Annotated in this window: 6 protein-coding genes; 3 read left to right on the top strand and 3 right to left on the bottom strand. The window is 73.0% G+C overall.

Translation table 11 applies throughout. The features are described from left to right. Window positions 1–13: 13 nt before the first annotated feature. On the bottom strand, window positions 14–1,417 hold the full coding sequence (locus ACT2CW_RS17120; protein ID WP_445517165.1) for a PT domain-containing protein: 1,404 nt from the start codon (window positions 1,415–1,417) through the stop codon (window positions 14–16). A 233-nt stretch (window positions 1,418–1,650) separates the two neighbouring features. Here ACT2CW_RS17120 and ACT2CW_RS17125 point away from each other — a divergent pair, with 233 nt between their 5' ends. From ACT2CW_RS17125 to ACT2CW_RS17135, 3 genes are all read left to right on the top strand, one after another. Continuing rightward, window positions 1,651–2,298, top strand: a complete 648-nt coding sequence (locus tag ACT2CW_RS17125; RefSeq protein WP_086880440.1) for a LuxR C-terminal-related transcriptional regulator — start codon at window positions 1,651–1,653, stop codon at window positions 2,296–2,298. A 150-nt stretch (window positions 2,299–2,448) separates the two neighbouring features. Then, window positions 2,449–5,583: an alpha-N-acetylglucosaminidase gene (locus ACT2CW_RS17130; RefSeq protein ID WP_445517166.1), complete on the top strand. Its 3,135-nt coding sequence runs from the start codon at window positions 2,449–2,451 to the stop codon at window positions 5,581–5,583. 532 nt (window positions 5,584–6,115) lie between these two features. Beyond that, on the top strand, window positions 6,116–8,059 hold the full coding sequence (locus tag ACT2CW_RS17135; protein ID WP_445517167.1) for a hypothetical protein: 1,944 nt from the start codon (window positions 6,116–6,118) through the stop codon (window positions 8,057–8,059). A gap of 519 nt (window positions 8,060–8,578) precedes the next feature. On the opposite strand, the gene pulA is transcribed toward ACT2CW_RS17135, so the two are convergent. Beyond that, window positions 8,579–11,242: a pullulanase-type alpha-1,6-glucosidase gene (pulA, locus tag ACT2CW_RS17140; RefSeq protein WP_445517168.1), complete on the bottom strand. Its 2,664-nt coding sequence runs from the start codon at window positions 11,240–11,242 to the stop codon at window positions 8,579–8,581. A 42-nt stretch (window positions 11,243–11,284) separates the two neighbouring features. Continuing rightward, window positions 11,285–12,673, bottom strand: a complete 1,389-nt coding sequence (locus tag ACT2CW_RS17145; protein WP_445517169.1) for an alpha-amylase — start codon at window positions 12,671–12,673, stop codon at window positions 11,285–11,287. Window positions 12,674–13,535: the final 862 nt, after the last annotated feature.

Consider the following 13,535-nt stretch of genomic DNA (forward strand, 5'->3'; position numbering starts at 1 on the left):
GCGCCGCGCGCGCTCAGTCAGTGATGTACCAGTCGTCCTTCAGGTACTCCAGGGTGCTGGTCCCGATCTCGTTTTCGGAGAAGGTGACGGAGGCCTTGACGGCGTCGGCCGGTATGTCGAACTTGTCAGGGCTTCGTACGATGACCTTCCGCGGATCGACCGTCGCGGTCTGTAGAGCCTTCTTCTGCGTAGGCGAGATCATCTGGAACGTGACGAGGAACGTGGACGTGCACGGACCGAACCCCTGGTCCTCCGCCTGCTTCGCCGCGGGCCCGGCCACCTCGCAGACCGTCTTGATGTCCTCCCGGCCCACGGCGTGCAGATACTCCTCGTACCGCCGGATCGCCCCTTCCTTCGTCCTGGGCGCGGCCTGGCCCGTGGGCTGTTCTGTGCGCTGATCCGTGGGCTGGGCCGGGGGCTGTTCTGTGGGCTGGTCCTTGGGCGGATCCGTCGGCGGCTTGTCGGCGGGCCCGCAGCTGTCGTTGGTGAAGATGCCCGACAGCAGACGCCCCGGGCGCGGGCCCATCGGCCCGTTGAATCCGCTCACATGCTGCTGCGACCCCCACCACCCGGCGTACCCCCACCAGGGCTCGCGGTCGACAGGGCGGGCGTGCTCCCAAGTGCGCCACTCGGCGCCGCCCTTCGAGGGCCGATCGAGCGTGCCGTTCACCCACTGGTTCTTATCGGTCGGATAGGAGCCGTGTGAACCACGCGCCGAGTACACCGTCGGATGCCCGTCCCGCGGATCCAGTTCCGACCACTTCACGCCGCACGTGTCCTTGCCGTGCTTCGCGAACGTCACCGCCTCCGGCTTGCCGTCGCGCAATTGGACCGCGACGCGCTCCCAGTCGCCCTCGTGCCGGTTGCCCGGGGTCAGGTTGTTGTAGGCGTAGAAGAACCAGTAGACGTACGCCGCGCGCTTCGGGTCGGTCTTGTGGTGGTGGTACTCCCAGTAGACCGGCGCGTCAGTGCCCTCACCCTTCCGCACCTCCTTCGGCGGGTCGAGATAGAAACCGCCGTCGGCCTCGGTCGAGGTATGCCACTTGTCCCCGTGTCCGGGGCAGGACACCGGCTTGGACGAGGACTTCCCCGGCTGCACGTCCGCGTGCTGGTAGGAATTGTCCTTGCTCCCCAACCGCCGCGGGTCGGGCGGATCGGCCACCGGCCCCTCGTCACGGCAGAAGCCCTCGTGGTCGAAGCGCAGCGCGGACCGCCCGATGAACCGCGTCGCGTCCATCGGCAACAGCGACTCCCCCTTGGCCAGCCGCACCAACGGCGCGAACCGCGCGGCCTCGGCCGCGGACCCCTTCGAAGGCTCCGCTCCCGTCCACTCCTTCTCCTTCTCCGGCCCGCACGCCACCAGCGCCACCGAAAGCGACACCGCCACGCCCACCATCACCCGCATCCGACCCAGCACCGGCTCCCCCTTCGTGCGCCCGCCACCGGCCGGCGGCAAGTCAAGAGGACATTACGCCGAATCCGAGCGAACGGTTCCCCGCGCGGGGCGCCCAACCCACGGCGGTGTTGCGCAGAGCGTTCGTCGGCACCCCGCCGGGCCGCTGATCCCCTCCCGCTCACCGCACAGCGGTACATTCGTCGGATTCGGTCACGTCCCCCGCCCCAGGGGCCCGACGAAGTCTTGGAGCAGCCGTGCGTGTTGTGGTCGCCGAGGATCTGTTCCTGTTGCGGGACGGGCTGGTGCGGATGCTGGAGGCGTACGACTTCGAGGTCGTGGCCGCCGTGGAGAGCGGGCCCGAGCTGAGCAAGGCGCTGGCCGAGCTGGAGCCGGATGTGGCGGTGGTGGATGTGCGGCTTCCGCCGTCGTTCAGCGACGAGGGGCTCCAGTGCGCGCTGGCGGCGCGGCGGGCGCGGCCGGGGCTGCCGGTGCTGGTGCTGTCGCAGCATGTGGAGCAGTTGTACGCGCGGGAGCTGCTCGCGGACGGCAGCGGGGGCATCGGCTATCTGCTCAAGGACCGGGTCTTCGACGCCGATCAGTTCATCGACGCGGTGCGGCGGGTCGCCGCCGGTGGCACCGCGATGGATCCGCAGGTGATCTCGCAGCTGCTGGACCGGCGCGCCCAGGACCGGCCGCTGGGGCGGCTGACGCCACGGGAGCTGGAGGTGATGGAGCTGATGGCGGAGGGGCGGTCGAACACGGCGATCGCGGCGCAGCTGTTCGTCACCGAGCGGGCGGTCGCCAAGCACACCTCCAATATCTTCGGCAAGCTCGGTCTGCCGCCGTCGGACGACAACAACCGGCGGGTGCTCGCGGTGCTGGCCTACCTCGACCGGGGCTGAGCCGCGCGGAGCCGGTCGGCCGTGGCGGGTCGGCTGGGTCCGGGGCCTCCCGTGCGCCCCATTGCTCCCACCCCACAACGCTGGTTAAGTGCCTTGTCCGTACGACCCATTGGCCGTATGACCCATTGGCCGTTGTCCGTTGGGGGGCGCATGAGCGACCTGAGCAGACGCACGCTGATCGGAACCGCCGGAGCACTGGGGGCCGGGGCCACGCTGGGGAGCCGGTTACCGGCGATGGCCGACGAACCGCACGATACACAGGACACCGCAGTGACCGCATTCGACACCGCTCCCGCCCGCGCCGCCCTGCGACGGCTGCTGCCGGCGCACGCCGATCAGTTCCGGCTGGTGGCGCTGGAGAAGCGCGGCGATGAGGAGCGGTTCGAGGTCGGCGGGTCCGCGGGGCGGCTGACGGTCTCCGGGACCAGCCCGGCGGTGCTGCTCACCGGGGTGCACTGGTACCTCAAGTACACCTGCCACGCCCAGATCACCTGGTCCGGCGATCAGCTGAACCTGCCCGGGAAGCTGCCCGCGCCCGCAAAACGCCTCACCCGCTCGACCGCGCTCCCGCACCGCTTCGCGTTCAACGACACCCACGACGGCTACACCGCGCCGTTCGCCGACTGGGACCGCTGGGAGCACCTGATCGACATCGCGGCCCTGCACGGCTGCAACGAACTGCTGGTCACCGCCGGTCAGGAGGCCGTCTACCACCGGCTGCTCCAGGACTTCGGCTATACGGAGGACGAGGCGCGGGCCTGGCTCCCCGCCCCCTCCCACCAGCCGTGGTGGCTGCTCCAGAACATGAGCGGTTACGGCGGCCCGGTGTCCACCGCGCTCCTGGCCAAGCGCACCGAGCTGGGGCGGCGGATCGCCGACCGGCTGCGGGAGCTGGGCATGCGGCCGGTGTTCCCCGGCTACTTCGGCACCGTCCCGGACGGCTTCGCGGACCGCAACCCGGGTGGCCGTACGGTTCCGCAGGGCGACTGGAACGGGCTCCGGCGGCCCGACTGGCTCGATCCGCGCACCGAGGTGTTCCGGAAGGTGGCCGCCGCCTTCTACCGCCATCAGGCCGAACTGTTCGGCGAGGCCGAGCTGTTCAAGATGGATCTGCTGCACGAGGGCGGCGACCCCGGTGACGTGCCCGTGCCGGAGGCCGCCCGCGCCGTGGAGACCTCGCTCCGGACCGCCCGCCCCGGCGCCACCTGGGTGATCCTCGGCTGGCAGGAGAACCCGCGCCGCGATCTGCTGGACGCCGTCGACCACGACCGGATGCTCATCGTGGACGGCCTGTCGGACCTGGACACCGTCACCGACCGGGAGAAGGACTGGGGCGCGGTGCCGTACGCGTTCGGCACCATCCCCAACTTCGGCGGCCGCACCACGATCGGCGCCAAGACCCATATGTGGACCAAGCGGTTCACCGTATGGCGCGACAAACCGGGCAGCAAGCTGGTCGGCACGGCCTATATGCCGGAGGCGGTCGAGCGGGATCCGGCCGCGCTCGAGCTGTTCAGCGAGTTGGCGTGGCGGGATGAGGCGGTGGACCGGGCCGAGTGGTTCCGCTCCTACGCCGATGTGCGCTACGGCGGACGGGACGCCAGGGCCCGGGAGGCGTTCGCCGCGCTGCGCGACACCGCGTACGAGATCAGCAGCAAGGACGGCCGCCCGCATGACTCGGTGTTCGCCGCCCGGCCCTCCCTGACCGCGCGTTCCGGCACCAACTACGCCACCCACACCCCCGCCTTCGACCCGGCCGGGTTCGACGTGGCCTTCGCGGCGCTGCTGGGTGTGCGCGCCGAGCTGCGCGACAGCGACGCCTACCGCCACGACCTCACCGACATCGCCCGGCAGGCGCTCGCCAACCGCTCCTGGCAGCTGATCCCGCAGCTCCAGGACGCCTACGCCCGTAAGGACCGCGACGCCTTCCGGACGCTGTCCCGGCTGTGGCTCAAGCTGATGCGGCTCAGCGACGACATGACCGGCGCCCACCGGCGGTTCCTGCTGGGGCCATGGCTCGAGGACGCCAAGCGGATGGCGTCGGACGATACGGAGTCGGCCCAGCTGGAGCGGGCCGCGCGCACCCTCATCACCACCTGGGCGGACCGCGCCACGGCCGACGGCGGCAAGCTGGCCAACTACGCCAACCGCGACTGGAGCGGCCTCATCGCCGACTTCCACCTCCCCCAGTGGCAGGCCTATCTGGACGAGCTGGAGGACGCGCTGGCGGAGAACCGGGCGCCACGCGCCTTCGACTGGTTCGCCGTCGAGGAGCCGTGGACGCGCGAGCGCAAGAGCTACCCGGTGCGGCCGACGGCGGACGCCTACCGCACCGCCCAGCGGGTGTACGAGGCGCTGGCCAAGGCCCCGTACCAGGGCACGCTGACCGTCACCGCCGAGCCCGCCACCCTGCCGCCCGGCGGCTCCGCGTCCCTCACCGCCGCCCTGCGCAACGTCAACGGGCTGCGCCCCACCGGCCGCGTCGACTTCGACCTCACCGTGACCGGTCTCGACCCGTCCCCGGACGGGCCGACCCGGCTGCCGGGCGTCCCGGCGGGCGGCACCGGCGAGGCCCGCTGGCGGGCGACCGCGCCCGACGAGCCGCTGGAGCACCCGCTCAAACCGCTGCCGTACGAGCTGGGAGTGACGTACGGGCCGCGCGGCGAGGAGCGAGTGCGGGCCGTGCGCACCGGGACGCTGTGGATCGCCGGACCGCTGGCGGACGGCTTGCGGACGGTCACCAACAGCGGTGCGGTCTTCGGGCAGTTGGACGAGCGGTTCGCGATCGACGGCGCGGGCCAGGACCTGTGGAAGGGCACCGCCGAATTCGGCTCCGTCTACCGCGATGGCGTCCTTACGGTGGGCACGGCCATCACCGTGAAGGTGGACGCCCAGGCGGTCACCGGGCCCTGGGCGCGGGCCGGGATCATCGTCCGCGACGACCTCGCCACGGCGGGCTCCCCCGGCTTTGTGAACCTCTCCGTCACCCCGGCCAACGGGGTCGTCCTGTCGTACGACTCGGGCGGCGACGGCACGCTGGACACCTACCAGCGGATCACCGGCGTCAAGGCGCCCGTACTACTGCGGCTGACCCGCACCGCCGCCACCTCCTACACCGGCGAACTGTCCACCGACGACGGCGCGAGCTGGCGGAAGGTCGCCACGGTGACGGCCCCGGGCGGGGCGGCCGCGCAGGACGCCGGGATCTTCATGAGCGCGGCGAACGGGGGGACGGGGGCCCGGGGGACGGTCGAGTTCAGCGGCTGGAGGACGAGTACGCCGTAGCGGGTCGGCGTCGGGGGCGGGGCTTAGGGGCTGGCGGTCGTGCCGCCTGCGGCGGGCCACGCGGCGGAGCCGCATATCGATGCTTCCCCCTCCCCGCCCCTTCCCTCAACTGGGGCTCCGCCCCAGACCCCGGCCGGACGGCCCGGAGGTGCGCGGGCACCCGGCCGGTCTGCTGCCACGCCGGCGCGCCGACCGCGATCAGCCCGCCGGCGCGGGTGTGGCTCGTCGACGCCCGGGGTCCAGGGGCGAAGAACCGCCCGACAAGGGGCACCGCCCCTGACCCCCGGGGTCTGGGGCGGAGCACCACCATCCAGCCCCTCCGGCGATTGAGGAGCGGAGTCTGGGACGGAGCATCACCATCCAGCCCCTCCGGCGATTGAGGAGCGGAGTCTGGGGCGGAGCCCCACCACGCGGCGGAGCCGCATATCGGTGCTGCGGGAAGGGGCGGGTAGGGAACAGCCCGCCGCAGGCGCCAAGTCCCGCCGGAAACCCCCGTAGGTGACCAACCCGCCCCGCCACTCGTTCACGAACCGTGGACCAGCACCAGGCGACAGTCGCCACCGACGACGAAACCACCGGCCTGATCGACGTCGAGCAGGCCGAGGCCGCCATCGTCGAGCACTACCCGCGGCTGGTGCGGCTCGCGTATCTCATCCTGCCGCCGGGCATCGGGCGCACCCGCCGGGTGCTCGCGGCACACGCCCTGGCCCAGCGCGCGCTGCCCCGCAACCGGGGCTACGGCACCGGCCACCCGGACCCGCACCCCGATGTCGAACTGCCCTGGCAGCGCGGGACGAAGGGCCCGGGAGCCGACACCGGCTACGCCTATGTGCGGCTGCGGGTGCTCCGCCTGGCGCTGCGCGCCGCCCGGCAGCGGCCCTGGTGGCAGCGGCCCCCGGCGCTGCCGCAGGTGTTCGGGCTGCGGCTGTTCCCGCGCTCCGGCGGCGCCGATGAACTCGCCTTGGAGAAGGCGCTGTCGGAGCTGTCAGGACCCGGCCGCGCCGCCTACGTCCTGCTGGAGCTGGAACAGCTCGACGAGCACGAGACGCGCGCCCTGCTGCGCGCCGCCGGGGTCGCCGACGCGCGGGACGCGGTGGACGAGGCGGAGTCGGTGCCGGATCCGGCGGGCAGCCGGGACGAATCGCTGCTGGAGTCCGCCGAGTTCGACCCGTGTTCGCTCCAGGCGCGGCCCACCGATCTGATGCGCCGCCGTCAGCATCTGCGAGCGGTGCTGGTGGCCGTGGTGGCGCTGGTGGTGTGCGGGACGCTGCTGGGGATGCCGGGCCGCGGCTGGGGGCCGAGCGGCGCCGCCGCGCCCTCGTACGCCCGCAATCCCGCCTCCGAACGGGCCCTGGACCCGGACAGGTTGACCCGCGCCGCGCCCGACGCCTGGCGCACCGCCTCCCGCGCCGACTTCTCCTCCTGGCCCGCGCGCGGCGACCGGGTCCGGGACACCGCGCTGCTGCGCCGCGCGCTGGCCGTATGGGCGCGGCCGGGCGGTTCGGTGCGGGTCTCGGCCACCATGGGCACGCAGTCCGGGCCGCCGTCGGGGCCGCCGCAGCTGCTGTTCGCGGGCGAGGTGGACCAGCTCACGGTGGTGCTGCTGTACGACGGGCTGCGGGTGGCGCGGTACGCGGAGGCGCGTGCGGGTCGCGCGGTCGCGCTGGACTTCGCCCGGCTGGACGCCGCCGACGCGGGCACCTCGACGGCCCTGGTCCTCAGCCGCACGGACGGCAACGTCCGCTATCTGACCGCCCCTTGGGTGCGGCACGCCTGGGTGCGGGATCTGCTGCACCCGGCCATGGCGCCGCGCGCGCTGCGCCGCACCGGGGACGGGGTGACCGACCCGGTGCGCACCGTTCCGCGGCTGCGCCCCTGCCGTGGCTGGCCCGCGCTCCAGTTCGGCTCGCGGCTGGTGGCCGACCTCGGCGAACTGGCCCCGGCCCGGCTCACCTACGGCACCCCGGGCGCCGGGGTGCGCGATGTGGCGGGGCGGGCGGCCCGGGTGAGCTGGGCCAGGACCGGCTGTCGGCTGGCGATGATGCGGGCGCGCGGGGTGCGCTCGGTCAACGCCTGGCGGTTTGCCGCCCAGGCCCTGCCGGAGGCGGGCGGCCACGCGGCCTGGCTGTGCACCCGGGCCGACACCTGGCGGGGCACGGGCAGCAAGGTCCTGGCCCAGTTCCAGCCCTGGGACACCCGCCGGGGCAAGGCGGGCGCGATCGCGGCCAGCGCCGACAACTCCCCCGCCTGTGGCCCGCGTGAGCCGCGGGTGCTGGCGGGGGTGCTGTGGAAGGCGCGGTCCGGCCACTGGTATCTGCTGGCCGCCGGAAGCCGCCAGGTGACCGGGATCGTCGCCACCGGCGGCGTCCGGGGCCGCTCCTACGGCCGCGGCCTGACCCTCCCCGCGAAGGCAGGCGCCCGCGCCGACCTGAGGGCCCGCCTGGCGAACGGTGACCGGATGGGCTCCCTGCGCTAGGGGGTACGGCGGGTCTTTCCCCTCCCCGCCCCTTCCCGTAACCAGGGGCTCCGCCCCCGGACCCCGAGATCCGTGGCGGAACCCCGGACGCCCCCTGGCGCACTGGCACGCGAGAACGGCGGGGCCTGGCGACTGGGGCCAATGGCTGACCCGCGCCGGGGCGGCGGGGCCGGGGGCTTTCCCCTCCCCGCCCCTTCCCGTAACCAGGGGCTCCGCCCCTGGACCCCCGGGGTCTGGGGGCGGAGCCCCGGTCAATGGTCTGGGGCAGAGCCCCGGACCGGGGGCTGGAGCGGAGCCCCGGTCGGAGCCCCGATCCGGGGTGGGGCATGAGCCCCGACCCGGAGCCTGAGGCAGAGCCCCAACCCGGAGCCTGAGGCAGAGCCCGGACCGGGGCCTGGGGCAGAGCCCCGAGCCGGGGGCTGGGGCGGAGTCCCAGGTTCGGGGAGGGGCGGGGAGGGGAGCAGCCCCGCCGCAGGTGGCGCGATCCGACGGGCGGGCCCCGACCTGTCGTCGAGTTGTTCAGCGCCCGACGGCCCCGGACGCCGTGAAGACGGCGGCCGTGCGGCCGGGCACGGTGAAGGTGCCGGTCGCGCGGTCGTAGCCGGACGTCCGCACCGTGGCGTCGGCGCCGTGCGCCTGGACCGGGTGGAGGGCGTACGGGGTCCCGGCCAGAGCGGGGACGGTCTGCGACTGCCGGGACGGGGTCGCGTTGAAGACCACGACGAGCGCGCCGAGCCGCATGGTGATGACGCCCGGCGTCTCCCCGGTCCCGGACAGCGGGAAGGAGAGCGCCCGCTGTACCCCCTCCGCCGTCGTCTGGCTGAACGCCTTCTCGGTGGTACGGATCCGCAGCAGATCCCGGTAAGCCGCCGAAGCACCCGTGATCTCGGCGCAGCCGGGGCGTACCGCCGGGTTCGTCAACAGGGGCTTGGCGTACGGCCACTTGGACTCGTTGTCCGCCGCCGGTGGCAGCCCCCGGCCGAAGCCGTTGCCATCCTCACACGCCCAGTGAATCGCGTTGAACCAGTCCCCGCTGTCGAAGGAGTTGCGGTCCAGCGACTTCGAGCGCAGCAGATCGGTTCCCGCCTGGCTGAGCGCGGGCCCCTGCGAGAGGGTGGCGGTGGCCAGGGCCACCACCTGCGCCCTGGCCCGGTCGGCGGCCGAGGTGGCGGCGGGGAGCTTGTAGGCGAGCGCGTCGTAGAGGGTCTCGTTGTCATGGGCGTCGGCGTAGGCGAGCGCGTCGCCGGGAGCCGCGGCGTAACCGGCCGGGGAGCCGTTGTAGTCGACCTCGGACCCCTTGACCCGGCGTCCGCCGGTGTCGGTGAAGGTGTACTCGGCGAGGTTGCCGGAGAGCCCGACCTTGATCAGGTCCTGGGCGTGCAGCAGCCGGGCCCGCTGCTCGTCCCGGCCGCCGTTGGCCGGTGAGCCGTTGGGGTCGGTGAAGAGCCCGGAGGCGAAGCCCTGGACGCGGGGGTCCTCGTCGAACGGCCCGCCGCCGCGCACCGCGTCCCGCGCCCGGTCGCTGAAGGTGGCGATGCCGGTACCGGCCATGTTGCGCTGGGTGGCCTGGACGAAGCGGGCGTCGTCGGCCGCCTCGCCGAAGTTCCAGCCCTCGCCGTAGAGGATGATCGACTTGCCGTCCACCCCGTCCTTGGCGGGGGTCAGGGCGTCGAGGGCCTTGCGCACGGCCAGGATGTTGGCCTTGGGGTGGTGGCCCATGAGGTCGAAGCGGAAGCCGTCGACCTTGTACTCACGGGCCCAGGTGACGATCGAGTCCGCCACCAGCTTGCCCATCATCGCGTGCTCGGGCGCGGTCCCGGGGCAGCAGGTGGAGGTGGCCACGCTGCCGTCGTCCAGCAGCCGCTGGTAGTAGCCGGGCACGATGCGGTCGAGCACCGACTTGTCGTCCTGTCCCGCAGCCACGGTGTGGTTGTAGACCACGTCCATGACGGTGCGCAGCCCGGCGTGCGCCAGCCCCCGCACCATCTGCCGGAACTCGCGGGTGCGGGCCGGGCCGTCCGGGTCGCTCGCGTAAGACCCCTCCGGCACGGTGTAGTGCAGCGGGTCGTAGCCCCAGTTGTAGCCGTCCCGGCCGGCCGTCCCGGCCACGCACTTCTGCTGCTGGTCGGAGTCGGCGGGCAGGGCGGCCAGCTCGCAGCCGGGCCGGGCCTGGTCCGACCGCCGCTCCGGGACGGTGCCGAAGTCGAAGGCGGGCAGGAGGTGGACGTACGAGGTGCCGGAGCGGGCCAGCCGCGTGAGGTGCCGCATCCCGTCCGAGCCGCGGTCGGTGAAGGCGAGGTACTGGCCGGGGTGGGCGCTGGTGCGGTCCGCGATGGAGAAGTCGCGGATCTGGAGCTCCTGGATGCGGGCGTCGCGCAGCGGAACGGCCTTGGGCTTCTTCAGCGACGCCCAGCCGGCGGGGGCGAGCCGGGGATCGGCCAGATCGGTGACCAGGCTGCGGGCGGAGTCGGCGGTCAGGGCGGTGGAGTAGGGGTCGGTGACCTCGTTGGTGACCGTCTTCCCGACGCTCGGCGCCCAGACCCGGACCCGGTAGCGGTACGGCTTGTCCCGCCAGTCGGGGCTCCCGGTCACGCTCCACACCCCGCTGCCGGGGTCCCGCCGCATGGCGACGGTGCGCCCGTCGAGATCGAGCGAGACGTTTTGGGCGGTCGGCGCCCATACGGAGAGGGTGGGGCGGCCGCCGTGGAAGACCGGGCCGAGGCGGGCCCGGCGCGCCCGCTCGGCGTAAAGGTCGTCGAGAACGCCGGGGATCTGCACCCCGGTGCGGTGCAGTACGTGGTCGCGGTCGTCGGCCGCGCGCTGGACGGCGGTGAGCGGTCCGCGCAGCGCCGTTGCGGCCTTGTCGCGGTCGCGGGGGTCAAGGCGGTAGGCGGGGCGGTCGGCCAGGTGCGGGTAGGCGGCCTTCTGCGCGTCGGTCAGGGCGGCCGGAGCCAGCCGCAGCGTGCCGCCGCCGTCCGCGGCGCGCAACTCCTCGGCGGTCGCGGCGGTGTGCTCGACCTTCCATACGACGGTGGCACGGTCGATCCACTGCGCCTCGGCGGCGGCCTGAGTCTTGGTGGCGGCCCGGGCGGTCTGCGAGACGGCGGGCACGGCCGCCGCGCCCAGCGCCAGGGTGGCGAGCGCGGCGGCGGTGCGGAAGAGGGAGGCTCTCGGGGGTTTCACGGGGCTGGTGGCTCCTTGAAGGGGTCAGGGGCGGAGTGGGGGTCAGCCGCAGCTACGCGCGCCCGTGTGCAGCGCCACCGCCGTGTTCGCGCCCAGCGTGGCCGTGAACTGGCCCGAGGAATCGACCGTGACGGACTTGCCGCTCTGGACGTCGCAGTAGCCGCCCGCCGGGAGCGAGGTCTGGAAGGTGCGGGTCAGGGAGCCGCTCTCGTGGTTGATGGCCACGTACGCCTTGTCGCCGCGTCCGAACGCGATGGCGTTGCCGCCGTTGTCCCACCAGTTGGTCACCGAGGCGCCCCGGGCCGTGTTGCGGAAGGCGACCATGCTCATGATCTCGGGCCATTTGTGCTGGCACTTCCAGCCGTCCTGGTAGCACGCGCCCACCGCGCCGCCGTTCGGCGGGCCCGCGTCGTTGTCGCTGAACTCGTAGCCGGAGTGGACGTCCGGGGAGCCGTACGGCCAGGCCAGCATGATGACGTTGGCCAGGGTGTAGTCGGCGCCGTCTCTGTAGGTGAGGGTCGAGCCGTTGCGCTCGGTGTCCCAGTTGTCGACGAAGACACCGGACTGGCCGCTCGCCATATAGCTCCAGCCCTCGCCGAAGTTCTTCAGATACGCGAGCTTCTCGCTCTGGAACACCCGCTTGAGGTCACGGCCGTAGCGGAACTCCTGCACATCGCCGTTGCGCAGATACTCCGTCGGGGAGACCGCCTCGCCCTCGCCGTAGATGACCTCCTGCTTCCAGTAGACGCCCGGGTCGCTCAACTTGCTCTTGATGGCGGCGAGATCGTCCGCCGGGATGTGCTTGGCGCCGTCGACGCGGAAGCCGTCCACGCCGAGCGAGAGCAGGTCGTTGAGGTACTGCGCGAGCCGGGTGCGGACGTACTCCTCACCGGTGTCCAGGTCGGCGAGGCCCACCAGCTCGCAGTGCTGTACGTTCCAGCGGTCCTGGTAGTTGCTGATCTGCGCGGTGCAGTCGTCCATGTCCTGAGGCTGGTAGGTCCCGGGGTAGTCGTACTTGGTGTACGAGGAGCCGCCGGTGCCGGTGCCGGATCCGGCGGACATGTGGTTGATGACGGCGTCGGCCACCACCTTCACGCCCGCGGCGTGGCAGGTGTCGACCATGTTCTTGAAGGCGGCGCGGTCGCCGAGCCGCCCCGCGATCTTGTAGCTGACGGGCTGGTAGGAGGTCCACCACTGGCCGCCCTGGATGTGCTCGGTGGCCGGGGACACCTCGACATAGCCGTATCCGGCGGGGCCGAGGGTGCTGGTGCACTCCTTGGCGACGGAGTCGTACTTCCACTCGAAGAGTTCGGCGGTGACGTCCTTGGTGCCGGGCGGTGTCGCCCGCGCGGTCTGGGGCAGGGCGACGAGCGTCACCGCGCTCGCCGCAAGGGCGAGCGCGGTGGCGAGGGGGATGCGGCTGCTGGCCATCGTTCCTCCGTGGGGGGAGTTCGGGGGTGCCGATTGAGCCTTGTACGGCAACGCGCCATGCCCGTAAGGCCAGTTGAAGGTTCTTGCTGCAAGACGTCAGTGGTGGGGTGGTGACGGGACCGTACTCGCGAGTTTTTGTTGTTGCAAGACCTTTCGCAAGCAATTGCGGCGGTGTTACGTTCAACCACGTTCTCCGGTCCGGCCGGCCGGGGGCCCAGCCAACGGGCCCCACGCGCCCGGCCGGTCGGATCGGTTTTTCTATGGGGTGCCCGCTAGGGGGTGCCCGCCGTGCGGATCTTTCCCCTCCCCGCCCCTTCCCGCTGCCAGGGGCTCCGCCCCTGGACCCCGGGCCGTCACCTGGCGCAGCGAATGACCGGGCGGACACCCGCGCACATCCGGGTCATCCGGGGGCGACGAGCCGACCGATGAGCAGGGGCCCGCGGGGCGGGCGCTGTTCGCGGCGGGCGGCGCGTGAGCACCTGGACCGGCGGGCCCGGAGCCCCGGTTCCGCTCCGCCCCTTGGCCCCAGGCGTCGACGAGTCGACCGTCGCCAGGGCGCCGACCGCGCCGTCTGTGGTGCGGTGGTCGAGCAGCCAGCAGGTGAGCAGGGCCCACTGGGCGGGCGCGGGGCGGGCGCTGTTGGTGGCGGATGACCGTGCGCGTCCGGGTCGTCCGGTCGGACTCCGGGGCGGAGCCCCGGGTTCGCCCCGCCCCTGCCCCCCGGGGGCAACGAGCCGACCGTCGCCGCCGTGAACACCCCGCACGCGGTCGGCGCGCCGACGCGGCGGGGGACCGGGCGCGGGTCCGCACGCATCCGGACGTCTGGCCGCGGTCCGGGGCGGAGCCCCCGGGTTCGCCCCGT

The organism is Streptomyces sp. NEAU-174, from assembly GCF_052665095.1.

What these genes read in the sequence shown, in the direction of transcription:
- ACT2CW_RS17145 (WP_445517169.1), bottom strand. Translation starts at nt 12,673, where the DNA reads ATGGCCAGCAGCCGCATCCCCCTCGCCACCGCGCTCGCCCTTGCGGCG.
- ACT2CW_RS17130 (WP_445517166.1), top strand. Translation starts at nt 2,449, where the DNA reads ATGAGCGACCTGAGCAGACGCACGCTGATCGGAACCGCCGGAGCACTG.